27 protein-coding genes and 1 pseudogene are annotated in these 21496 nt (G+C 35.7%); 11 read left to right on the forward strand and 17 right to left on the reverse strand.

Annotated features, from left to right (window positions below; all coding sequences use genetic code 11):
- Positions 1 to 91: 91 nt before the first annotated feature.
- On the reverse strand, positions 92 to 547 hold the full coding sequence (locus ACHZK0_RS19105; protein WP_262740428.1) for a pyridoxamine 5'-phosphate oxidase family protein: 456 nt from the start codon (positions 545 to 547) through the stop codon (positions 92 to 94).
- A 145-nt stretch (positions 548 to 692) separates the two neighbouring features.
- On the opposite strand from ACHZK0_RS19105, the gene ACHZK0_RS19110 reads away from it, so the two are divergent.
- A complete protein-coding gene (locus tag ACHZK0_RS19110) occupies positions 693 to 893 on the forward strand; it encodes a YlaI family protein (protein ID WP_001995040.1) in 201 nt (66 codons plus the stop codon).
- Positions 894 to 928: 35 nt separating this feature from the next.
- Here ACHZK0_RS19110 and ACHZK0_RS19115 read toward each other — a convergent pair whose 3' ends face one another.
- From ACHZK0_RS19115 to typA, 3 genes are all read right to left on the reverse strand, one after another.
- Entirely contained in the window at positions 929 to 1204 is a 276-nt protein-coding gene (locus ACHZK0_RS19115) for a hypothetical protein (protein ID WP_262740429.1), read from the reverse strand.
- Positions 1205 to 1218: 14 nt separating this feature from the next.
- Entirely contained in the window at positions 1219 to 1521 is a 303-nt protein-coding gene (locus ACHZK0_RS19120) for a YlaH-like family protein (RefSeq protein WP_000893660.1), read from the reverse strand.
- Between the two features lie 156 nt (positions 1522 to 1677).
- Positions 1678 to 3522: a translational GTPase TypA gene (gene typA / locus ACHZK0_RS19125; protein WP_000914755.1), complete on the reverse strand. Its 1845-nt coding sequence runs from the start codon at positions 3520 to 3522 to the stop codon at positions 1678 to 1680.
- 140 nt (positions 3523 to 3662) lie between these two features.
- On the opposite strand from typA, the gene ACHZK0_RS19130 reads away from it, so the two are divergent.
- Positions 3663 to 3842, forward strand: coding sequence for a DUF5325 family protein (locus ACHZK0_RS19130; protein ID WP_000400130.1), 180 nt, complete (start codon positions 3663 to 3665; stop codon positions 3840 to 3842).
- A 44-nt stretch (positions 3843 to 3886) separates the two neighbouring features.
- On the opposite strand, the gene ACHZK0_RS19135 is transcribed toward ACHZK0_RS19130, so the two are convergent.
- Complete coding sequence (locus ACHZK0_RS19135; RefSeq protein WP_262740430.1) at positions 3887 to 4678, reverse strand: inositol monophosphatase family protein; 792 nt, start codon at positions 4676 to 4678, stop codon at positions 3887 to 3889.
- A gap of 88 nt (positions 4679 to 4766) precedes the next feature.
- Positions 4767 to 4955: a hypothetical protein gene (locus tag ACHZK0_RS19140; RefSeq protein ID WP_001250166.1), complete on the reverse strand. Its 189-nt coding sequence runs from the start codon at positions 4953 to 4955 to the stop codon at positions 4767 to 4769.
- A 206-nt stretch (positions 4956 to 5161) separates the two neighbouring features.
- On the opposite strand from ACHZK0_RS19140, the gene ACHZK0_RS19145 reads away from it, so the two are divergent.
- Complete coding sequence (locus ACHZK0_RS19145) at positions 5162 to 5788, forward strand: YktB family protein (RefSeq protein WP_262740431.1); 627 nt, start codon at positions 5162 to 5164, stop codon at positions 5786 to 5788.
- 81 nt (positions 5789 to 5869) lie between these two features.
- Here ACHZK0_RS19145 and ACHZK0_RS19150 read toward each other — a convergent pair whose 3' ends face one another.
- Positions 5870 to 6139, reverse strand: a complete 270-nt coding sequence (locus ACHZK0_RS19150; RefSeq protein WP_000456541.1) for a UPF0223 family protein — start codon at positions 6137 to 6139, stop codon at positions 5870 to 5872.
- 368 nt (positions 6140 to 6507) lie between these two features.
- Between ACHZK0_RS19150 and speA the strand changes: the two genes are divergently transcribed.
- Entirely contained in the window at positions 6508 to 7980 is a 1473-nt protein-coding gene (gene speA, locus ACHZK0_RS19155; RefSeq protein WP_061678273.1) for an arginine decarboxylase, read from the forward strand.
- A 75-nt stretch (positions 7981 to 8055) separates the two neighbouring features.
- Complete coding sequence (locus tag ACHZK0_RS19160; protein ID WP_262740433.1) at positions 8056 to 8886, forward strand: protein-glutamine gamma-glutamyltransferase; 831 nt, start codon at positions 8056 to 8058, stop codon at positions 8884 to 8886.
- 40 nt (positions 8887 to 8926) lie between these two features.
- Here ACHZK0_RS19160 and ACHZK0_RS19165 read toward each other — a convergent pair whose 3' ends face one another.
- The 4 genes from ACHZK0_RS19165 to ACHZK0_RS19180 form a co-directional block, all read right to left on the reverse strand.
- Complete coding sequence (locus ACHZK0_RS19165; protein WP_000536796.1) at positions 8927 to 9055, reverse strand: GapA-binding peptide SR1P; 129 nt, start codon at positions 9053 to 9055, stop codon at positions 8927 to 8929.
- Between the two features lie 45 nt (positions 9056 to 9100).
- The gene (locus tag ACHZK0_RS19170; protein WP_000536800.1) at positions 9101 to 9229 is read right to left on the reverse strand and encodes a GapA-binding peptide SR1P; all 129 of its coding nucleotides are present in this window, start codon (positions 9227 to 9229) and stop codon (positions 9101 to 9103) included.
- Between the two features lie 59 nt (positions 9230 to 9288).
- The gene (locus ACHZK0_RS19175; RefSeq protein WP_000536778.1) at positions 9289 to 9417 is read right to left on the reverse strand and encodes a GapA-binding peptide SR1P; all 129 of its coding nucleotides are present in this window, start codon (positions 9415 to 9417) and stop codon (positions 9289 to 9291) included.
- Between the two features lie 194 nt (positions 9418 to 9611).
- Positions 9612 to 9908: a DUF3055 domain-containing protein gene (locus ACHZK0_RS19180; protein WP_262740445.1), complete on the reverse strand. Its 297-nt coding sequence runs from the start codon at positions 9906 to 9908 to the stop codon at positions 9612 to 9614.
- Between the two features lie 127 nt (positions 9909 to 10035).
- Between ACHZK0_RS19180 and ACHZK0_RS19185 the strand changes: the two genes are divergently transcribed.
- Positions 10036 to 10428, forward strand: a complete 393-nt coding sequence (locus ACHZK0_RS19185; protein WP_073516266.1) for a DUF1885 family protein — start codon at positions 10036 to 10038, stop codon at positions 10426 to 10428.
- Between the two features lies 1 nt (position 10429).
- Here ACHZK0_RS19185 and ACHZK0_RS19190 read toward each other — a convergent pair whose 3' ends face one another.
- On the reverse strand, positions 10430 to 10657 hold the full coding sequence (locus ACHZK0_RS19190) for a hypothetical protein (protein ID WP_064474945.1): 228 nt from the start codon (positions 10655 to 10657) through the stop codon (positions 10430 to 10432).
- Between the two features lie 247 nt (positions 10658 to 10904).
- Here ACHZK0_RS19190 and ACHZK0_RS19195 point away from each other — a divergent pair, with 247 nt between their 5' ends.
- On the forward strand, positions 10905 to 12299 hold the full coding sequence (locus tag ACHZK0_RS19195) for an MBOAT family O-acyltransferase (protein ID WP_270340152.1): 1395 nt from the start codon (positions 10905 to 10907) through the stop codon (positions 12297 to 12299).
- Positions 12300 to 12312: 13 nt separating this feature from the next.
- A complete protein-coding gene (locus tag ACHZK0_RS19200; RefSeq protein ID WP_270340150.1) occupies positions 12313 to 13530 on the forward strand; it encodes a DHHW family protein in 1218 nt (405 codons plus the stop codon).
- A gap of 95 nt (positions 13531 to 13625) precedes the next feature.
- On the opposite strand, the gene lpdA is transcribed toward ACHZK0_RS19200, so the two are convergent.
- From lpdA to pdhA, 4 genes are all read right to left on the reverse strand, one after another.
- Complete coding sequence (gene lpdA / locus ACHZK0_RS19205) at positions 13626 to 15038, reverse strand: dihydrolipoyl dehydrogenase (protein ID WP_061678278.1); 1413 nt, start codon at positions 15036 to 15038, stop codon at positions 13626 to 13628.
- A 5-nt stretch (positions 15039 to 15043) separates the two neighbouring features.
- Positions 15044 to 16333 (reverse strand): pyruvate dehydrogenase complex dihydrolipoyllysine-residue acetyltransferase, encoded by a 1290-nt coding sequence (gene pdhC / locus ACHZK0_RS19210; protein ID WP_000863412.1) that lies wholly within the window; start codon positions 16331 to 16333, stop codon positions 15044 to 15046.
- A gap of 93 nt (positions 16334 to 16426) precedes the next feature.
- Complete coding sequence (gene pdhB / locus ACHZK0_RS19215) at positions 16427 to 17404, reverse strand: pyruvate dehydrogenase complex E1 component subunit beta (protein ID WP_000068166.1); 978 nt, start codon at positions 17402 to 17404, stop codon at positions 16427 to 16429.
- A gap of 3 nt (positions 17405 to 17407) precedes the next feature.
- Positions 17408 to 18523, reverse strand: a complete 1116-nt coding sequence (gene pdhA / locus ACHZK0_RS19220) for a pyruvate dehydrogenase E1 component subunit alpha (RefSeq protein ID WP_000536893.1) — start codon at positions 18521 to 18523, stop codon at positions 17408 to 17410.
- A 579-nt stretch (positions 18524 to 19102) separates the two neighbouring features.
- Here pdhA and ACHZK0_RS19225 point away from each other — a divergent pair.
- Positions 19103 to 19183, forward strand: a pseudogene (locus ACHZK0_RS19225) (YjcZ family sporulation protein); the annotation flags it as partial.
- Positions 19184 to 19348: 165 nt separating this feature from the next.
- Positions 19349 to 19903, forward strand: a complete 555-nt coding sequence (gene def / locus ACHZK0_RS19230) for a peptide deformylase (RefSeq protein WP_395760806.1) — start codon at positions 19349 to 19351, stop codon at positions 19901 to 19903.
- 56 nt (positions 19904 to 19959) lie between these two features.
- Here the strand turns inward: def and ACHZK0_RS19235 are convergent, their stop codons facing one another.
- Complete coding sequence (locus ACHZK0_RS19235) at positions 19960 to 20733, reverse strand: Cof-type HAD-IIB family hydrolase (protein WP_061678282.1); 774 nt, start codon at positions 20731 to 20733, stop codon at positions 19960 to 19962.
- Between the two features lie 547 nt (positions 20734 to 21280).
- Between ACHZK0_RS19235 and ACHZK0_RS19240 the strand changes: the two genes are divergently transcribed.
- Positions 21281 to 21493 (forward strand): DNA-dependent RNA polymerase subunit epsilon, encoded by a 213-nt coding sequence (locus ACHZK0_RS19240; protein WP_000576434.1) that lies wholly within the window; start codon positions 21281 to 21283, stop codon positions 21491 to 21493.
- The last annotated feature ends 3 nt before the right edge of the window (positions 21494 to 21496 follow it).

The raw sequence follows: 21496 nt of genomic DNA on the forward strand, positions 1-21496 counted from the left end.
ATTCAATATATTACTTTTAATTATAATTATTAACATAAAATCACAATAACTGATTACAAAAGTTAATAACTGACTTTCTTATTTATCACATTTATAATTCTTTTATTCCTACTAACACCTGGTTATCCAGCTTCTTCGCTGCGCGAATATCATATGTTTTTTCATACGTTGGTTCAGTTGCAAGTTTCGCTCCATAAAACATAACATCACGTACTTCTTGTACATTTACTTCTATTACAGTTAATTTTAGAGGAATGCCTTCCATTCTATCAGTCAAAATTTCACCTGCACCACTTATGGAAAATACGGATTCATTCGCCATTATAGTCAATACCACCCCAGTACTATGCCGTATATTTTCCACAATACGTGAACGCTGATCTACTGCAAATCGAATACTAGTTTTACTCACTGCATACACCCAAGAAATAGCACTTACGTTAGGAACTTGTTTTTCGAAGTCTGTTGTTGCTATCATAACAATACATTCTGTACGTAACGTTTGTACTAAATCATCTGTTAATGTAGGCTCTACTACATTCGCCATATTTCCACCTCCAAATATACTTAATATATCCTTATCATAACTTATTTTTCGAATTGCGAAAATATTATTTTTTCCCGCTATTATTCAAAAACATTATACTTCCATGATATACTTATATTGATAGAATTCGTATTGAGGTGACGAAATGAGAGTCAAATGTATGATTTGTGATAAAAAAGATATGTTAGATGATGAAAATCCTATGGCAAAAAAACTGCGTAACCGCCCTATTCATACATATATGTGCATGGAATGTTCGGAACGAATTGCAGAACGTACGATGGAACGTCATGCAAGTGGTAATTTCCGATTATATCGTGATAAAAAAGTCGAAGACGATTGGTAAAATGTAAATAAGTCCTTAATCACATAGATAAGGACTTATTTATATTTTTCAGGTTCACGATTCATTTGATCCAAAAAGCAATCAATAGCTTCTAATGGAAACCTGGCAGTTTTTTTTTCTTCATTCATTTCATATGTAATCAAATACATTTCTTCGTTCTTTTTAACCTCCACATTTTTTAATTTATGTTCTTCATATATCATATTTTGAAATAACAAATATGTTTCCTTTGCAGCACGATCATCTGGACGTGCTTCGGCAACTGTTTTAATTGTTAACCAATTATATAGTGCATCTTGTACTGAACGCATAAAAATCCGCCCCCTCACCCTGCTTTTTGTTGTCTTGCTTGACGTAAACGCAACCTATAAATCCCAAGTACAATTGCCGCTACAACAAGCCCCTCTCCAACAGGTAAAAAAACTGCAAAGAAAGTTAAAACTGTACACCCAATCGCTAACGATATATATATCACTATATTTTTTATTATTGATAGTTTTCTTGCAAAACCTAAATTATACACAAGTGCGCTTAATATAATAATGGTGCCATATAGTAACCACATCCCTAGTTCTGGATTTTCATCAACTTTACATAATTTCGCAAAAAATGACATTCTTTCTAACATCATTCATCCCCCTTTCTCACAAAAAACAAATTTTATTTATGTACTTAATACAAGAGTAACCTGCAAAAAAAATACTGTCCACAAAAAAGAGTAAATATTCCAAAAATAAATACAATAAAAAAACAGCTACCCCTCAAAGGTAGCTGTTCTATTATTTTACGCTTCTACAGATTTCTTTTTCTTAGCAGCTCTTTCACGCTCACTCTTATCAAGAATCTTTTTACGTAAACGAATTGATTCTGGAGTTACTTCACAGAACTCATCATCGTTTAAGTACTCTAATGACTCTTCTAAAGTCATTAAGCGTGGTTTTTTCATTGTTGAAGTTTGATCTTTCGTCGCAGAACGAATGTTAGTTTGTTGTTTCATTTTCACAACGTTAACTGTTAAGTCGTTCTCACGAGTGTGTTCTCCGACAATCATACCAGCATATACTTCTGTACCTGGTTCAACGAAGATTACACCACGGTCTTCAACTTGCATAATACCGTATTGTGATGCTTTTCCTGTTTCAAGTGAAACTAGAACACCTTGGCGACGTCCACCAACTTGTCCAGCGTGTACTGGTTGGTAGCAATCGAATGTATGGTTTAAAATACCGTAACCACGAGTTAATGTTAAGAATTCTGTTGTGTAACCAATTAAACCACGTGCTGGAACCATGAAAGTAAGGCGAACTTGACCGTTTCCGTTATTCACCATATCTAACATTTCACCTTTACGTGCACCCATAGATTCCATAATAGAACCAGTGTATTCTTCAGGTACATCGATTTGTACGCGCTCTACAGGCTCACATCTTACGCCATCAACTTCTTTAATAATTACTTCAGGCTTAGATACTTGTAGTTCATAACCTTCACGACGCATGTTTTCAATTAGGATAGATAAATGTAATTCCCCACGTCCAGATACTATCCACGCATCAGGAGAATCTGTATTATCTACACGTAAACTTACATCTGTTTCTAATTGTGAACGAAGACGCTCTTCAATTTTACGAGATGTAATGAATTTACCTTCACGACCTGCAAATGGGCTGTTATTTACAAGGAATGTCATTTGTAGTGTCGGCTCATCAATACGTAATAATGGTAAAGCCTCTTCATGCTCAACCGGACATACTGTTTCACCTACGTTAATGTCTTCCATACCTGAAACAGCTACTAAATCTCCAGCTTTTGCTTCTTCAATTTCTTGACGTTTTAATCCAATGTAACCAAATAATTTCGTTACACGGAATTGTTTTACAGTTCCGTCAACTTTCATTAATGCAACTTGTTGTCCTACTTTCATTGTACCACGGAATACGCGTCCAACCCCGATACGACCAACATAGTCATTGTAATCAAGAAGTGCTACTTGGAATTGAAGTGGCTCTTCGCTGTTATCAACTGGTGCTGGAATATGTTCAATAATTGTGTCAAATAATGATTTCATATTCTCTTCTTGATTTGCTGGATTTGAATCTAAGCTTGCTGTTCCGTTCATTGCTGATGCAAATACAACTGGGAACTCTAATTGATCTTCGTTTGCACCAAGTTCGATGAATAAGTCAACTACTTCATCAACTACTTCATCAGGGCGAGCGAAGTCACGGTCAATTTTGTTTACAACAACGATTGGAGTTAAATTTTGCTCAAGAGCTTTCTTTAAAACAAATCGTGTTTGTGGCATACAACCTTCATATGCATCAACAACAAGTAGAACACCATCAACCATTTTCATGATACGTTCTACTTCTCCACCGAAGTCAGCGTGACCAGGTGTATCTAAAATGTTAATTCTTTTATCTTCATAGTGAATCGCAGTATTCTTCGCTAAAATTGTAATACCACGTTCTCTTTCTAGATCGTTTGAGTCCATTGCGCGTTCTTCAATATGTTCATTCGCACGGAACGTCCCCGCTTGACGTAATAACTGGTCAACAAGTGTTGTTTTACCATGGTCAACGTGGGCAATAATTGCTATATTTCGTAAATCTTGTCGTTTTTTCAACATGTCCAACTCCTAATGTCTTTTTAATCCTTCTCTATTATAAGAGCGAAGGGGATACAATGGCAATCAAAATAAAATCAAGAATGAAAATATAGTTGTATTCTTACTTTTGTGAAAGTAAAATAAAATTGGAGGGTGAAGAAATGGAACACATTCAATATCGCTTTTTATTAACTGCAATTATCGGTGTTATTTTCTTAATCGGTATCGGAATTATGGTTGCTGAAAATAGTCCCATCGGTGTTATTATTTGCATTATCGGCACATTTGTTACAGTTGGATACGGTTTTGTAACAAAAAGAAAAATGCGTAAATCGCAATAACGTCAAAAAGTAAGAAGCGCTTATACAGCCTCTTACTTTTTTTGTTACTCCGCTATAAATCGTAACACCTCTTCATACACTCCTGGTTTTGCAACTAATACGCTGCTCTTCTCTACGATAGAAAGCGAGGATCCAGCAAATGTTGTCGCCTTGCCTCCAACTTCCTCTACAATTATCTGTCCCCCACCAAAATCCCATGGTGATAATCTCGGCGTTACATATGCATCTATTCTTCCTGTTGCAACGTATACCATCTCTAACGCTGCACAACCATATGATCTCGTGCCTCTTGCTTTCTTAACCAGTGCCATCATACTTTCCTTATTCAGCAATCGATTGTCGGTAAGCCATATCGCATTTAAAGCTACAATACCTTGCTCTATAGTTCCTTTTTCCAATAAAGGTATTGGTACTTCATTACAAAATGCTCCAGCTCCCTTTACCGCATGGTATAATTCATCATGAACTGGATCATAAATGAGTCCAACCTTTCCGATACCGTTCTCATAAATTCCAATTGAAATTGCGAAATTTCTTTTTTGATGAACAAAGTTCATCGTGCCATCAATTGGATCAATTAACCAAACAACCCCATCAGACGAAGTTACCTCATCTCCATAACCTTCTTCTCCTAAAATATTATGGTTCGGGAATGTTTCTTTAATTTTCCCAATTAAAAACTGTTCTATTTCTCGGTCCATATTTGTTACTAAATCAGCTGCATTGGATTTCGTTTCTATAATAAGTGCTTTTTCCATTGATGCCATTAAAAACTCTCCTGCATCTCGAATCCACTGTTTGGCGTGTGCATCGATGTCTTTCCATACTTCTTGCATGTTTAAACACTCCGATCTATACTGTTCACAGAAAAAACGAACCCTTTATAAGGTTCGCACCAACTAATTTTTTATACATATACTATTATTACGCCTCTAAACGAATCATTTCAAGTCTTAACACTTCTAACTTTTGTACACACTCTTCTTTTTTCAGTTTATCATTTTCCATCATCGCATCATATAAAGTTGCTAATTCATAATCTAGCTCCAAACGTAGCACCGGTATTCTCTTTTCAGCATCTGTTCTCTTTAACGCATTAATCACCTGTCTCATATTATTTGCCTCCTCCCAATATTCGTCTGCCCTCGGACTAGAATTGATTCAATTTTCTGATTTTTTGTTTTATACTATACTATGTTGGATAAATCATCTATGCAACAAAATTATATTTTTTTATTTAAATTTTTTTGTGCTGTTTTTTTTATGAATAGTACAAGCTATGCTAAAATAAAAGCAAAATAGGAGTTGGAGGAACAATCATGACACTACAAACATTCAAGTCAACTGATTTTGAGGTCTTTACAGTTGATGGTCTCGAAGAACGAATGAGTGCAATTAAAACGAACATTCATCCTAAGCTGGAAGCTTTAGGGGAACAGTTTGCAACGTATTTATCCAAACAAACTGATGAGAACTTTTTTTATCATGTAGCAAAACATGCACGTCGCAAAGTCAATCCACCAAACGATACTTGGGTTGCTTTTTCAACAAATAAACGCGGATATAAAATGCTACCACATTTCCAAATTGGATTATGGGGTACTCATGCCTTCATATACTTTGGATTAATCTATGAGTGTCCACAAAAAGTGGAGACGGCTCACGCCTTCTTAGAACATATAAATGATTTAAAAACAAATATTCCAAATGACTTCGTTTGGTCCATTGACCATACTAAACCAAGTGTAAAATTACATAGAACACTTGAAACAGAAGACTTACAAAAAATGATTGAACGTCTAGCTACTGTAAAAAAAGCAGAATTATTAGTTGGTATTCATATATCACCAGAGGAGTTTTCAGCAATGACCAACGAACAATTCCTTGCTAAGATTGAATCTACGATGCAATCACTCCTTCCTTTATATGCACTTTGTAATCGATAGTAGAAAACGGACAATTTATATTGTCCGTTTTTAGTTGTTATCACATTATATCACTTCAGTTTTTATTTTTCAAAATATTTTTTACATTTTCACAAGCTTTTGTTCTTCAGTTTCTTTTGCCCTTTGAATCGCACGATATATAGAATATCCACTTACTTCTTGAAACTCTTTATCAATTTTCTTCTCTTCTGCTTTAGATGGAACAATCTCTTTAAAACGACGATATAATCCCATTAATTCTTCTCTTATAATTCCTTTTTCGTATGCTTTCTCAATTGCTTCATAAAACTTCACAATTGCAACCATTTCCTCATTTGACCAATCATAATCTAGCGGATATTGATATTCCATTTTGCACCTCATTTATCATTTCTTCTTATTTCAATATGCTATCTTAAAGGAATTTTTTCTTCTTCACTATAGCCACTTTGCATTATACACTATTTATTCCTTATGATGGAATTGTCTTCCTCTATAAGATAATTGGAAATAACTATTTAACATACCCACTGTAAAAATATTTTTTTCTATACATCTATAATTATTGGTGATATAATGCTTTTGTTTTATAGAAAACAAAGTGAACCTACCATCTCAAAAACACTTTTGTGAATGGCAGAAAAACAAACCTCATACTAAAAAAGAACTTAACTTTTTTTAGAACAGGATTATATAAAACAAATAATACTAAATATTATGAAGAAGAAGGGGTGTATAGATTGTCCCAATACGAAACACCATTGTTTACCGCTTTAGTTGAGCACAGTAAGCGAAATCCAATTCAATTCCATATTCCTGGTCATAAAAAAGGACAAGGTATGGATCCTACATTTCGCGAATTTATTGGGCATAATGCATTAGCAATTGATTTAATTAATATTGCGCCGCTCGATGATTTACATCATCCAAAAGGTATGATTAAGGAAGCACAAGATTTAGCAGCCGCTGCATTTGGTGCGGATCATACTTTCTTTTCTATTCAAGGTACAAGTGGTGCAATAATGACAATGGTGATGAGCGTTTGCGGTCCTGGTGACAAAATCCTAGTGCCACGAAACGTGCATAAATCAGTAATGTCAGCTATTATTTTCTCAGGTGCAAAACCGATTTTCATGCATCCTGAAATCGATCCAAAACTCGGTATTTCGCATGGAATCACAATTCAATCTGTCAAAAAGGCACTTGAAGAGCATTCAGATGCGAAAGGCTTACTTGTTATTAACCCAACATACTTTGGCTTTGCTGCAGACTTAGAACAGATTGTCCAATTAGCACATTCTTACGATATCCCTGTACTCGTTGATGAGGCCCATGGTGTTCATATTCATTTTCACGATGAATTGCCGATGTCAGCGATGCAAGCCGGTGCAGATATGGCAGCAACAAGTGTTCACAAATTAGGAGGGTCTTTAACGCAAAGTTCTATTCTTAACGTGAAGGAAGGCCTTGTAAACGTAAAACATGTTCAATCTATTATTAGCATGCTTACGACGACATCAACTTCTTACATCTTGTTAGCATCCCTAGATGTTGCTAGAAAACGTCTTGCTACAGAAGGAACAGCACTCATAGAACAAACAATACAATTAGCGGAACAAGTTCGTGATGCTATTAATGCTATTGAGGATCTTTACTGTCCTGGGAAAGAAATGCTAGGTACGGATGCTACTTTTAACTATGATCCTACAAAGATAATTGTATCTGTAAAAGATTTAGGTATTACAGGCCATCAGGCTGAAGTATGGCTTAGAGAGCAATATAACATTGAAGTAGAACTCTCCGATTTATACAACATACTATGCCTTGTCACTTTCGGAGATACAGAAAGTGAGACAAATACACTTATTGCAGCATTACAAGATTTAGCAGCAACATTTAGAAATAAAGCCGATAAAGGTGTTCAAATACAAGTAGAAATCCCAGAAATACCAGTGCTAGCACTTTCTCCTCGAGATGCTTTTTATTCGGAAACAGAAGTCATTCCGTTTGAAAATGCAGCAGGTCGTATTATAGCTGATTTCGTTATGGTTTATCCGCCAGGGATTCCAATCTTTACTCCGGGGGAAATTATTACACAAGATAACTTAGAGTATATTCGTAAAAACTTAGAAGCGGGTTTACCTGTACAAGGTCCTGAAGATATGACATTACAAACATTACGTGTGATTAAAGAGTACAAGCCTATCAGTTGATAGGCTTTTCTTTCACCCTTTTTTCCTTTTCTCATACGATATGAAGTAATGTAATGTATAGGTGGGGATACTATTATGATTGTAATAGGCCGTTCTATTGTACATCCTTATATCACAAATGAATATGAGCCATTTGCAGCTGAGAAACAACAAATTTTATCGATAATGGCAGGAAATCAAGAAATTTATTCCTTCCGAACCTCTGATGAACTCAGCTTTGATCTCAATTTGCGAGTGAATATTATTACTTCTGCATTAGAACTTTTTCAAAGTGGATTTCAGTTTCGCACATTTCAACAGTCCTTTTGCAACCCCCAATATTGGAAAAGAACGTCACTTGGGGGATTCGAGCTCCTCCCAAACATACCCCCTTCCATTGCCATACAAGATATTTTCAAAAACGGAAAACTATATGGAACTGAATGTGCCACCGCTATGATCATTATTTTTTACAAAGCTTTACTATCCTTGTATGAGGAAGAAACGTTCAACCGTCTCTTTGCAAACCTTTTACTTTATACGTGGGACTACGATCAAGATTTAAAGCTCATAACAAAAACGGGTGGCGATCTAGTTCCCGGCGACCTCGTTTATTTTAAAAATCCACAAGTGAATCCAGCTACAATTGAGTGGCAAGGAGAAAATACTATCTATCTAGGAAATTTCTTTTTTTACGGACATGGCGTAGGTGTAAAAACAAAAGAAGAAATTATATACGCGTTAAATGAACGACGCGTCCCTTACGCTTTTATTTCAGCTTTCTTGACCGATACTATTACCCGTATTGATAGCCGCCTCATGAGCCACTACGCCTCGCCTAGCACTCCACAGACATCGATAGGATTTATTCCGATTAGAGATGATGCAATCGTTGCAACAGTTGGCCATACAACTACAATTTATTAAAAAAGCGCCTACATATACATATGTAGGCGCTTCTTCTTATTTAAGCTTTTGTATGTTCTTTATGGTCACATTCGCAATGAGATCCGCATTTCCCGTATAGTACTGTTGATTTTTCATCTTCAAAATGTCCGATTGTTCCTTCACATACTTGGCATACGATTGTTCCCATTTTTCATTTCCCCCTGAGTTTTAATAATAATCTACTTATTTATAATTAAGCTTTCGCTTTGTCTTTATTAGCACAGTCACAATTTGTACCACATTTTCCGTAAAGCACTGTCGTTTTTTCATCTTCAAAATGACCGATTGTTCCTTCACATACTTGGCATACGATTGTTCCCATTTTTCATTTCCCCCTAAGTTTATGGTCCTAAAAACTTTTAACTGTCCATTTCCTATCAATTATTGGGCTTTTGTATGCTCTGTGTGATCACATCCGCAAGATCCACATTTCCCGTAAAGTACCGTTACTTTCTCATCCTCGAAGTGTGCAATTGTACCTTCACAATCTTGACATACGATCGTTCCCATTTTTCATTTCCCCCTAAGTTTATAATCCCAAAAACTTTTGTAACCGCTTAACTTTCTGTCTTTATTTTAATATGTTATACTTTTTACGTCAATAGGTTTTTAGTATAACACATTGAATATTTTTAATTTAAATTAGTATGCGATATTCAAACGAAAAAACAGCCATATTTATACATACGACTGTTTCATATTAATTATTCTTCATATTCCGCATGCAAAGAAGTAGATGGGACTAAAAATTTAAAAAACTGAGCTAACTCTGCCGCTTCCTCTTCTGATCCTAATTTGAAAACTTCCTGTATATGTTGCACATTCTCTACATCATCTCGTCCAAGTAAAGTAGATCTTCCTGTTTGCATGCAAACAATGAGTGGCTTTCCAAAAAACATATTTGTATAAATAATACCAAAATCATAACGAGTATCATGTGTCATAAACCCCAAAAATCGTACCTTCACACTTTCATGCTCATCATACAATTTTTCAAACATCGGTTTCCACCTTTCTACATCATCTTTCATTAGTATATTAAACAAAAAAAGGAATACTCCTTTTAATTGTCAAAAAATTCAGTAGGATGTAGAATAATAGTATTCTACTAAGTTAGGGGGAACTTATATGCAACATGCCTTTATTACGCTTGTACCTAAATCCAATCAACAATCTGTTTCAATAGATGATATAAAACAACTTTTTCTTTACTATCAAACAGTTACTTCCAAAACTGGTGTTCAAATTAATTACGCTTATACAAATACCGCTTTTCCTTATGAAATTTTAGAAACATCAGCAACAACATTAAAACTACAATCTACTCACGATCGATATGACTCCATTTATGTTGGTGTTGGTATAGAAAAGGAACAATCTTTTATTCAGATTTCTTTACCACCTAATGCAACATTTGGTGATAAAGGAAAAGCAAATGAATTTTGCCGTTTTCTAGCGAAGAAATTAGAAGGAGAATTACAATTATTTAATGGAAGAACAATGTATTTCTATAAACGTTAATTTAAAAACAAAAATAAACGATTAGAAAGATCATACTATTTGTGCAAGTAAGAAGTATTGCTTTTCTCCTTGCACTTAGTATGACATACGCTATGACATACGCTAAGTACAAAAATATAAGAAAAAGAAAAATTTTATAATGTAATTTATCACGACTTGACAATAATAACACTGCTGAAAATCCACTCCATAAAACTAGATGAAAAAATGAAGCTAGCGTAATTTTCATAGCGTTACCCCCTTCTTCTTCCTATTATATGCTTCAGCTCTTCCCTCTTAACATTTTGAAAGTAGACTTTTCCAAAATCCACCTAATTCATCGTTGGATTTTTTCTTTTGTAAATTCTCCAACTATTCAAATGCGAATATCCCTCGTTTTTAACAATAACTTCTCTTATATCTCCTATAAGATAGATTATTCATTTATCGCATGATATACTCCTTAAAGAGATAAGATAGAAAGGAATTAATGATACATGGTATTTAGCAATTTGTTTTTCTTATGCCTGTTTTTACCTGCCATTCTTTTCGTGTACTACTCCGTACGGAAAGAATTACAAAACATAGTTCTTCTATTGTTTAGTTTATTATTTTATGCTTGGGGAGAACCAATATATGTCTTCCTAATGCTTTTTTCTATTTTCATCAACTATTGGTTCGGAATTTGGCTTAATAAGGACCAACTGTCTAGTGCAAATAGAAAAGTCATTCTTACTATAGCAATCGTTGTCAACATTGCTATACTAGGATATTTTAAATACGCTAATTTCTTAGTAGATAATATAAATGGAATTTTTCATACAAACATTGTACTCGAAAAAATCCCCTTGCCAATTGGAATTTCATTTTTCACTTTCCATGCAATGAGTTATATTATCGATATTTATAAGAAAAAAGTAGCAGCCCAGCGAAATCTATTTGATCTCGCACTATACTTTACCATTTTCCCACAATTAGTAGCAGGACCAATTGTTCGATATAATACAATCTCTCATCAATTACATGTTAGAACAGTTACTGCTGATAAGTTTTCAGAAGGAATTCGTCGTTTCATCATTGGATTGGGAAAAAAGGTTTTAATTGCGAATCAATTGGGAGCTATTGCTGATGAAATATTTGCGATGGACCCAGCAACAATGAGCGTATCTACCGCTTGGATTGGCGCGATCGCTTACACATTACAAATTTATTTCGACTTTTCAGGTTACAGTGATATGGCAATTGGATTAGGAAAAATGTTTGGATTTGATTTCTTAGAAAATTTCAATTACCCATATATTTCCAAATCCATCTCTGAATTTTGGCGTCGTTGGCACATTTCACTTGGTTCTTGGTTCCGTGATTATGTTTATATTCCATTAGGCGGGAATCGAGTATCTACGATGAAAATCTATCGTAATCTCTTCATCGTATGGGCGTTAACCGGATTTTGGCATGGAGCTAGTTGGACATTTATGATTTGGGGTATTTATTACGGATGTTTAATTGCTTTAGAAAAGGCTGGTTTCGAAAAAATATTACAAAAATTATGGTGGCCGATTCAACACATATACGTTATGTTTTTAGTGATTATTGGTTGGGTTTTCTTCCGCGCTGATAATTTTAGCTACTGCTCAAAATTTTTACAAGCAATGTTCGGATTAAATGGATCGTTAACTGACATTACGAGTTATTTCTATGTAATGAATTATTGGGGAATCTTTATACTTGCTATTATTACATCAGCTCCAATTTTCTCTTGGATCAAGAATCTATTAGCAAATAAAAAGGTCGTCATTTTATCTCCACTTTATTACTTGAGTGTTTTAATTATAACTATGATGTATTTAACGAATGCAACTTACAATCCATTTATTTACTTCCGCTTCTAAAGGAGGGCTAACTATGAAAAATTTCACTAATCGTATATTAATTACAGGATTTCTCGCTATTATTTTTGGAATGTGTATATGGACCGGAAAAATAATATATTGGGACAAAAAAAGTTTTTCTGATTTTGAAAATAGAGAATTAGCTTTGAATCCAGTCCTAACTATCGATACTATAAAATCCGGAAAATATTTCAAAGATACTGAGTTACATTTTACAGATCACATTGCAGCACGAGACAGATTTATTGAAACATACACAAAGTTACAAATGAAATTCAATCGAACTTTCGTAAATAACAATTATGTTGCAGATGACGGTTTCATTTTATCTGCACCTACCAAAATAGATATGCGTAATCAAATTAAACAATCTGTTAATGAATTAGAAAACTTACAAACTCAATTTCCAAAAACAGAATTTTATTTCTTGTTAGCTCCAAGTAAACTAACGGCATTTTCGTATAAATACCCGCCATATGTAGATCGTGGGTACGATCAAAAGCATCGCGATTACTTTGTACAAGAGTTACAGAAAATAAATTTTCCTGTTATTGATGTTCTTCCTACTTTTCAAAAAGAATTTACTCATGAACAATTAGAAGATCTATACTTTAAAACCGATCACCATTGGAATATGAAAGGTGCATTTTATGCATACGAACAAACAATGAATCACCTTACTAATGAATCTAAAATAGTTAAAGGTAATGCTGTTAATCGAGATGATTATAAAATCACTACAGAAAAACCGAATGGACAATTTATCGGTAGTTGGAATAAACAACTGTACAATTTAATAAAAACACCTGAAACAATCCCATATGTACAATTAAAGCAAAACCCAAATATGTGGGATAATTACACTGTGTATCTCGGTCCAAAATCAGAAGAATCGATGCAAATGCCAATGAAGGAATTCTTTGCAGCGGACAAAAATAAGCTTTCACCAGACTATAGTTCTGTTTACCAAACAGACTATGCACAGATAAATATCTTAAATCCAGATGCAAAAAACAAACTACATGCTGTCATTATTAAAGATTCTTATGCTGATGCAACTTATCCTTTATTTGCACAAGAGTTTGAACAAACAACATTTATTGATCCACGATTTGCGGCAAGTAAAAATATAAAACAAGACCTCGAAAAACTAAATGCTGATATCGTGTTATTCCTTTATAATGACACTAGTACAAATAAAGAAATGTATCAATTTGAAAATAAAGAATAAAAATAAGAGGTGAATCGAAGAGATTCACCTCTTATTTTTCTATGCATATAACACAGAAAAAACGTCTTCTAAATTTAGAAGACGTTTTTTTGTAATTATTTTACAATGTGAATTGGCATTCCAAGAGCAACTTCAGCTGCTTCCATTGTGATCTCACCTAATGTTGGGTGAGCGTGGATTGTTTGAGCGATATCTTCTGCTGTCATTCCAGCTTCGATAGCTAAACCAATCTCAGAGATAATATCAGAAGCGCCTGCACCTGCAACTTGAGCACCTACAAGAAGACCGTCTTCTTTACGTGTTACAAGTTGTAGGAAACCGTCAGTGCTGTTTAATGATAACGCACGACCGTTTGCAGCGAATGGGAACTTAGATACAGCTACTGTCATTCCTGCTTCTTCTGCTTGTTTCTTAGTGTAACCAACAGATGCTAATTCTGGATCAGTGAAGCATACTGCAGGAATTCCGATGTAATCGATTGCTGATGCATGGCCACTAATCGCTTCAACAGCTACTTTACCTTCGTAAGAAGCTTTGTGAGCTAATGGTGGTCCAGGAACGATATCACCGATTGCATAGATGTTTGGTACGTTTGTACGACATTGCTCATCGATTTCGATGATGCCGCGGTCAGTCATTTTAACTCCAACTTGCTCAAGACCGATTTCTTGAGTGTTTGGACGACGACCTACAGTTACTAATACGTAATCTGCTTCTACAGTTTGGATTTCACCTTTAACTTCAAAGCTAACTTTTACGCCAGTTTCTGTTTCTTCAACGCCTTTAGCCATAGCTTTTGTATGGATATTAACGTTACCTTTCTTTTGAAGAGCACGTTTAACAACAGAGCTCATAGCTTTTTCGAAACCAGCTAAGATTTCGTCGCCAGCTTCTACTACAGTAACTTCTGTACCGAAGTTAGCATATGCAGTTCCTAATTCCATACCGATGTAACCGCCGCCGATTACAACAAGTTTTTTAGGAATTTCAGGTAAGCTTAAAGCGCCTGTAGAGTTGATAACACGTTTAGAGTATTTGAATCCTGGAATTTCGATTGGTGTAGAACCAGTTGCAAGAACAGCATTTTTAAACGTATACGTTTGAGCTGCATCTTCAGTCATTACGCGTAATGTGTTAGCATCTACGAAGTAAGCTTCACCGCGAATGATTTCAACTTTGTTACCTTTAAGAAGGCCTTCAACACCGCCAGTTAATTTCTTAACTACGCCGTTTTTCCATTCTTGAACTTTTGTAAAGTCAACTTTTACGTTCTCTGCAGTGATACCCATGTCATCAGAATGCATTGCATTCTCATAACGATGACCTGCATTGATTAACGCTTTTGAAGGAATACATCCAACGTTTAAGCATACGCCACCAAGGTTAGCTTTTTCAATGATTGCTACCTTTTGACCTAATTGTGCTGCACGAATTGCCGCAACGTATCCACCAGGACCTGCACCAACAACGACTGTATCTAATTCAATTGGGAAATCTCCTACTACCATTGTTATTACGCCTCCATTACTAATAATTGTGGGTCATTCAATAGACGTTTAATTTGGTTTAATGCTTTTTGAGCAGTTGCGCCGTCAATTAAACGATGGTCAAAGCTTAGAGATAATGCTAATACTGGAGCTGCAACGATTTCACCGTTTTTCACAACTGGCTTCTCAGCGATACGGCCGATACCAAGGATTGCTACTTCTGGGTGGTTGATAACTGGAGTGAACCATTGTCCACCTGCAGAACCAATGTTTGTAATTGTGCAAGAAGCACCTTTCATTTCAGCCGGAGCTAAACGACCATCACGTGCTTTACCAGCAAGATCATTGATCTCGTTAGAAATAGTGAAGATAGACTTGCGATCTGTATCTTTAACAACTGGTACTAATAGACCTTTGTCTGTATCAGCTGCGATACCGATGTTGAAGTAATGTTTATGAACTACTTCTTGAGAAGCATCATCTAAAGAAGTGTTTAACATTGGGTATTCACGTAATGCAGATGTTAAAGCTTTAACAACGTATGGAAGGTAAGTTAATTTAATACCTTTGTCAGCTGCAACAGCTTTGAACTTCTTACGGTGAGCAACAAGTTCTGTTACATCTACTTCATCCATTAATGTTACGTGAGGAGCTGTATGCTTAGAGTTAACCATTGCTTTAGCAATCGCTTTACGGATACCACTCATTTTCTCACGAGTTTCTGGATATTCACCAGCTGGGATTGGTTGTGCTTTTGGTGCTTCTTCTTTCGCTGCTGCTGGAGTAGCTTCTACTGCTGCTGGAGCCTCAGTTGCTGCTACTGCTTGTCCACCATTTGCAAATGCATCGATGTCAGCTTTAACGATACGGCCGTTCTTACCAGAACCAGCTACTTTATGAATGTCTACGCCGTTTTCACGAGCATATTTACGAACAGATGGCATAGCGATTACGCGCTCATTTACTACTTCTGCAGTTGCTGCTGGAGTAGCTTCCGCTGCTGGAGCTTCTACTGCTGCTTCTTCAGCTTTTGGAGCTGCATCATGATCGTCACCTTTAAATTTAAGGTTTTCGTATCCAGGAGCATCAAATTTAATTAATGTATCTCCTACAATTGCAACTGTTCCTTCTTCTACAAGTACTTCAAGTACTTTACCTTTAACAGGAGAAGGGATTTCTACTACTGCTTTATCATTTTGTACTTCAAGAAGTACATCGTCTTCGTTTACTTCATCGCCTGGTTTAATAAACCATTTTACGATTTCACCTTCGTGGATACCTTCACCGATATCTGGTAGTTTAAATTCAAATGCCACGGAATTCAGCCCCCTGATTCATTTCATTATTATGGAATATGTACAAAAGAAACCAGCATGTGCTGATTTCTTTTGCACATGAAAAGCTAAAAATTAGAAGTTCATTACTTTGTTAACAGCTTCAACAATATCTTTATGGTTTGGTAACCATACGCTCTCAGCTTGAGAGAATGGGAATACTGTATCAGCAGCTGCAACACGTACAACTGGAGCTTCTAAGTTTAAGATTGCACGGTCGTTAATTTCCGCTACAACGTTAGCTGCAATACCAGCTTGTTTTTGCGCTTCTTGAACTACAACTACGCGGCCTGTTTTTTCAACAGAAGCGATGATTGTTTCGATATCTAATGGTTGAACTGTACGTAAGTCAACAACCTCTAGAGAGATACCTTCTTTTTCAAGTTCTTCAGCAGCTTTTAATGCAGCGTGAACCATAGCACCGTAAGCGATAACAGATACATCTGTACCTTCACGTTTGATATCAGCTTTGCCTAAATCAATTGTGTATTCGCCTTCTGGTACATCTTGACGGAATGAACGGTACAATTTCATATGCTCTAAGTAGATAACTGGATCGTTGTCACGAATCGCAGAGATTAAAAGACCTTTTGCATCGTATGGAGTAGATGGAATAACAACTTTTAGACCAGGTTGTTGAGCCACTAATCCTTCTAAGCTATCAGCATGTAGTTCAGGAGTATGAACACCGCCACCGAATGGAGAACGAACTGTTACTGGAGCAGTCCAACGTCCACCAGAACGGTAACGCATACGAGCTAATTGACCAGAAATTGAATCCATTACTTCATAAACGAAACCGAAGAATTGGATTTCTGGAACTGGACGGAAACCTTCTAATGCAAGTCCAACTGCAAGTCCACCAATACCAGACTCTGCAAGTGGAGTATCCATTACACGATCTTCACCGAATTCAGCTTGTAAACCTTCAGTAGCACGGAATACACCGCCGTTTACACCAACGTCTTCACCAAACACAAGTACGTTAGGGTCATTTTTCATTTCAACGCGTAAAGCATCAGTGATTGCTTGAATCATTGTCATTTGAGCCATGGCTTACTTCGACTCCTTTTCTTTGTAAATTTCATATTGTTCAGCTAAGTTGTAAGGCATTTTTTCGTACATGATTTCCATTAAATCAGTAACTTTTTGTTTTGGAGCTTGGTCAGCCTTAGCAATTGCTTGTTTGATATCTTCTTTTGCTTCTTCAATTACTTTCTCTTCAACTTCTTGAGACCATAGGCCTTTGTTTTCTAAGAATGCACGGAAGCGTACGATTGGATCTTTTTGTTCCCATTCGTTCTCGATATCTTTTGTACGGTAACGAGTTGGGTCATCACCAGCCATTGTATGTGGACCGTAACGGAATGTTAAAGTCTCGATTAAAGTAGGGCCTTCGCCATTTACTGCACGCTCACGAGCGAAAGCAGTTGCTGCGTATACAGCTAATGGATCCATACCGTCTACTTGAATTCCGTAAATACCTGCTGCTACTGCTTTTTGTGCTACAGTTTTAGCTGCAGATTGCTTTTCTACTGGAGTAGAGATTGCATAACGGTTGTTTTGTACAACGAAGATTGCTGGAGCTTTGAAAGCACCTGCAAAGTTCATACCTTCGTAGAAGTCACCTTGTGAAGCACCACCGTCACCAGTGTAAGTAATTGCAACAGATTTTTTACCACGTAGTTTCATACCTAACGCAACACCAGCAGTTTGGATGATTTGCGCACCGATAATGATTTGTGGAGCAAGTGCATTTACATTCTCAGGCATTTGGTTACCCATGAAATGTCCACGAGAGAATAAGAATGCTTGGTATAATGGTAAACCGTGCCATACTAATTGTGGCACATCACGATATCCTGGTAAGATGAAATCTTCTGCTTCAAGTGCGAAATGACTTGCTAATTGAGAAGCCTCTTGTCCAGCTGTTGGTGCGTAGAAACCTAAACGTCCTTGACGGTTTAAAGAAATAGAACGTTGATCTAGTACGCGAGTATACACCATACGGCGCATTAATTCTTTTAATTGATCATCTGATAATTCAGGCATAGCTGCTTCATTCACAACTTCGCCTTTTTCATTTAAAATTTGTAATGTTTCAAATTGAGCTGCGATAGCTTTCATTTGCTCATCAACATTAAATAGGGTCTTTTTTGTTTTAGTACCCATTCCGTTCACCTCTTCCTCTCTTGAACCATATTCTGAAACGCTTTCACTATCTATTAGCTAGACTGAAAACGCAACAATGTAAACCAACAAATTTATCTGTCGGTTGAGAATAATTTTGTGTACCTAACAATCTGTACTAATGTTTTTTCAGAAACATATTAATACAATCTTGATCACGTTTTTTAGTTTACAACTATTCTAATTACGATGTCAATTACTTTGAATACGTTTTTTTATAAATAATCTGCAGGTTTCTTCTACACAAACGTGTTTTTATTTTTCACATCTGTATTAGTAAGCATTAACCTGCTGTTATATTATTCCCTTTTTAACTTGTTTTTTCTCTTAGAATAATATGTAAACGATTTAATTCTCTTTAGTTTTTCTCTCTTCTTAACAAAAATATACAAACTCTTCTTCCTTTTATAGGTAATTACCCATACATTTCTACTCTTCCCTCCATACATTATAGTAACCGCAATATTAGCGGGAAATGATAAAGGAGGTCATCTCATGTACGGATACTCATATTGCTATCCAACTTGTTCATATCCTTCCTACGGTTATGGCGATTCTTGTGGTGGGTCTGGACGCGGCTTTGCCTTAATCGTTGTGTTGTTTATTCTTTTAATTATCGTTGGTGCTGCTTGCATTCGCTAATGTAAAATGAAACAACTATGGAAAAAAACAGACGGCTTTGCCGTCTGTTTTTTTACTTATATACATAAATATTCTATAGTAAAACGCTTTCCAAAGTGCTTCCCTACTTGTCGATGACTTTTTTCATCTCCTTTGGTAGACTAAAGAAGAAAGGAGAGATTACATATGCTTACAATGAAAGATGTCATTCGCGAAGGAGATCCTATTTTGCGAAAAGTTGCAGAAGAGGTATCAATGCCGGCGAGCGAAGAAGATACAACTGCCCTTAAAGAAATGATTGAATTTGTAATCAATAGCCAAGATCCTGAAATGGCTGAAAAATATAGTTTACGCCCTGGAATCGGATTAGCTGCTCCGCAAATCGGTATTTCAAAGAAAATGATTGCAGTTCACGTAACAGATACGGACGGTACGTTATATAGTCATGCATTATTCAACCCAAAGATCATTAGTCATTCTGTTGAACGTACATTTTTACAAAGTGGGGAAGGCTGTCTATCGGTAGACCGGGAAGTACCTGGTTATGTCCCTCGTTACACAAGAATTACAGTGAAAGCAACATCTATCAACGGCGAGGAATTAAAATTACGTTTAAAAGGTTTACCAGCAATCGTATTTCAGCATGAGATTGACCATTTAAATGGTATTATGTTCTATGACCACATTAATAAAGAAAATCCATTTGCTGCTCCTGACGATTCAAAACCTCTAGAGCGATAAAAAAAGGCGGGAGTAAACCTTCCGCCTTTTTTATATGAAATGGGTTCCATATTCACTTATAGCAATCCAGCCCATTTTAAGCCATGATATATGCCGTCTTCACTAACATCCTTCGTCACATGATTTGCAAGTTTTTTCAAGTCTTCATGACCGTTCCCCATCACAATACCTGTCCCAACTGCTTCAATCATTTCTAAATCATTTAAGCCATCTCCAAATGCATACACTTGTTCACGGTTAAATCCTAATTTTTCAATGAATTTCTCAATTCCTTTTGCCTTTGAACCACCATTTGGAATAATATCCATTGAATATGCATGCCAGCGAATAAAATGAAAGTCTGGATACTGATTAATAAACTTTTCCTCTTCATTCACTTCACAGAAAAGAAGCGTTTGATAAATATTACGTTTCTCATAGAAATCAGGTTCATATGCCGGATGCTCAAAATTTAAGCTTCCAAAACCTTCTTTCACATAATCATGATATTCCACTGATGCTCTCATTTCTTGATGATCCAGATATACAAGTGGATATCCTTCTTGTTTTGCAAATTGAGTAAACTTATGTAAGGCAGCTGGATGTAATGGGTTATTAAATACTACCTCATCTTCAAATACTACGTACTGTCCATTAAAGCTAACATAATTGTGTATATTGAGTTCCTCACGAATATCTTCAAACATAAATGGCGCACGTCCTGTCGCAATTGCTACATGCACACCTTTTTCTTGTAAATGTCTTACTGCATCTCGTGTAGATTGCGGAATCTTCTTATCATGATCTAATAATGTTCCATCAATATCAAAAAAGACAATTTTATCATTCATTTGTCAAAATCCTTTCCGTTACTCTATATTCCTATTTTGATTATCGCTTTTCAAATTCTAAAAAAAAGTATAACATATTAAACATCTGTGAAGAAAGCGTTCACTTTCTGACCTTATTTATGAAACCTGCATATATATATTAGTAAAAAATGTGGATACTTGTTCGTATGAATTTTCTTTTCTATTCTTTCTCATACTATACCTATAACTAACGGCTACTAATCGTTACTATAGAATAACTTTCCCTGTATGAGAAAGGACAAGATTCAACATTCACTTTTGTCTTCTTTCTTATATCAGAGACGGAGTTTTCACTAGTAATATGCATGTTTAAAGTAAGGAAAGGAAGGAGTAATCATGCTGAAGAAGCTGAAGAAAAAGCTCAAGCGTTATTTAAAAGATTTAGTCCGTAAAAAGACAATCGCTTAAATTGTGCCCATTTCGGGCTTTTTCTTCATTCTCATTCGAAAAAACATGAAAATCGTGACTGTTTGCTTTATAATAAGTAACAGATAATGCAAAACATAGACAAGGAGAGGTTTTCCAAATGATTTTTAAAGTATTTTATCAAGACAAAATGACTGAGGTTCCAGTACGTGAAAATACAAAAGTTTTATATTTAGAGGCTACGTCTGAAAAGGATGTTCGTAAGAAATTAAATAAGTTCGCATATAATATCGAGTTCGTTCAGTCTGTTACTGGTGCTCATCTTGAATATGAAAAAGAAAACGCTGATTTAACATTAGCGGAAATCGTATAGTCA

Source organism: Bacillus sp. 3G2 (genome assembly GCF_044324725.1).
In the GTDB taxonomy this organism is placed as follows: domain Bacteria; phylum Bacillota; class Bacilli; order Bacillales; family Bacillaceae_G; genus Bacillus_A; species Bacillus_A mobilis.

What these genes read in the sequence shown, in the direction of transcription:
- ACHZK0_RS19105 (WP_262740428.1), bottom strand. Translation starts at nt 547, where the DNA reads ATGGCGAATGTAGTAGAGCCTACATTAACAGATGATTTAGTACAAACG.
- ACHZK0_RS19110 (WP_001995040.1), top strand. Translation starts at nt 693, where the DNA reads ATGAGAGTCAAATGTATGATTTGTGATAAAAAAGATATGTTAGATGAT.
- ACHZK0_RS19115 (WP_262740429.1), bottom strand. Translation starts at nt 1,204, where the DNA reads ATGCGTTCAGTACAAGATGCACTATATAATTGGTTAACAATTAAAACA.
- ACHZK0_RS19120 (WP_000893660.1), bottom strand. Translation starts at nt 1,521, where the DNA reads ATGTTAGAAAGAATGTCATTTTTTGCGAAATTATGTAAAGTTGATGAA.
- typA (WP_000914755.1), bottom strand. Translation starts at nt 3,522, where the DNA reads ATGTTGAAAAAACGACAAGATTTACGAAATATAGCAATTATTGCCCAC.
- ACHZK0_RS19130 (WP_000400130.1), top strand. Translation starts at nt 3,663, where the DNA reads ATGGAACACATTCAATATCGCTTTTTATTAACTGCAATTATCGGTGTT.
- ACHZK0_RS19135 (WP_262740430.1), bottom strand. Translation starts at nt 4,678, where the DNA reads ATGCAAGAAGTATGGAAAGACATCGATGCACACGCCAAACAGTGGATT.
- ACHZK0_RS19140 (WP_001250166.1), bottom strand. Translation starts at nt 4,955, where the DNA reads ATGAGACAGGTGATTAATGCGTTAAAGAGAACAGATGCTGAAAAGAGA.
- ACHZK0_RS19145 (WP_262740431.1), top strand. Translation starts at nt 5,162, where the DNA reads ATGACACTACAAACATTCAAGTCAACTGATTTTGAGGTCTTTACAGTT.
- ACHZK0_RS19150 (WP_000456541.1), bottom strand. Translation starts at nt 6,139, where the DNA reads ATGGAATATCAATATCCGCTAGATTATGATTGGTCAAATGAGGAAATG.
- ACHZK0_RS19160 (WP_262740433.1), top strand. Translation starts at nt 8,056, where the DNA reads ATGATTGTAATAGGCCGTTCTATTGTACATCCTTATATCACAAATGAA.
- ACHZK0_RS19165 (WP_000536796.1), bottom strand. Translation starts at nt 9,055, where the DNA reads ATGGGAACAATCGTATGCCAAGTATGTGAAGGAACAATCGGACATTTT.
- ACHZK0_RS19170 (WP_000536800.1), bottom strand. Translation starts at nt 9,229, where the DNA reads ATGGGAACAATCGTATGCCAAGTATGTGAAGGAACAATCGGTCATTTT.
- ACHZK0_RS19175 (WP_000536778.1), bottom strand. Translation starts at nt 9,417, where the DNA reads ATGGGAACGATCGTATGTCAAGATTGTGAAGGTACAATTGCACACTTC.
- ACHZK0_RS19180 (WP_262740445.1), bottom strand. Translation starts at nt 9,908, where the DNA reads ATGTTTGAAAAATTGTATGATGAGCATGAAAGTGTGAAGGTACGATTT.
- ACHZK0_RS19185 (WP_073516266.1), top strand. Translation starts at nt 10,036, where the DNA reads ATGCAACATGCCTTTATTACGCTTGTACCTAAATCCAATCAACAATCT.
- ACHZK0_RS19190 (WP_064474945.1), bottom strand. Translation starts at nt 10,657, where the DNA reads ATGAAAATTACGCTAGCTTCATTTTTTCATCTAGTTTTATGGAGTGGA.
- ACHZK0_RS19195 (WP_270340152.1), top strand. Translation starts at nt 10,905, where the DNA reads ATGGTATTTAGCAATTTGTTTTTCTTATGCCTGTTTTTACCTGCCATT.
- ACHZK0_RS19200 (WP_270340150.1), top strand. Translation starts at nt 12,313, where the DNA reads ATGAAAAATTTCACTAATCGTATATTAATTACAGGATTTCTCGCTATT.
- lpdA (WP_061678278.1), bottom strand. Translation starts at nt 15,038, where the DNA reads ATGGTAGTAGGAGATTTCCCAATTGAATTAGATACAGTCGTTGTTGGT.
- pdhB (WP_000068166.1), bottom strand. Translation starts at nt 17,404, where the DNA reads ATGGCTCAAATGACAATGATTCAAGCAATCACTGATGCTTTACGCGTT.
- pdhA (WP_000536893.1), bottom strand. Translation starts at nt 18,523, where the DNA reads ATGGGTACTAAAACAAAAAAGACCCTATTTAATGTTGATGAGCAAATG.
- def (WP_395760806.1), top strand. Translation starts at nt 19,349, where the DNA reads ATGCTTACAATGAAAGATGTCATTCGCGAAGGAGATCCTATTTTGCGA.
- ACHZK0_RS19235 (WP_061678282.1), bottom strand. Translation starts at nt 20,733, where the DNA reads ATGAATGATAAAATTGTCTTTTTTGATATTGATGGAACATTATTAGAT.
- ACHZK0_RS19240 (WP_000576434.1), top strand. Translation starts at nt 21,281, where the DNA reads ATGATTTTTAAAGTATTTTATCAAGACAAAATGACTGAGGTTCCAGTA.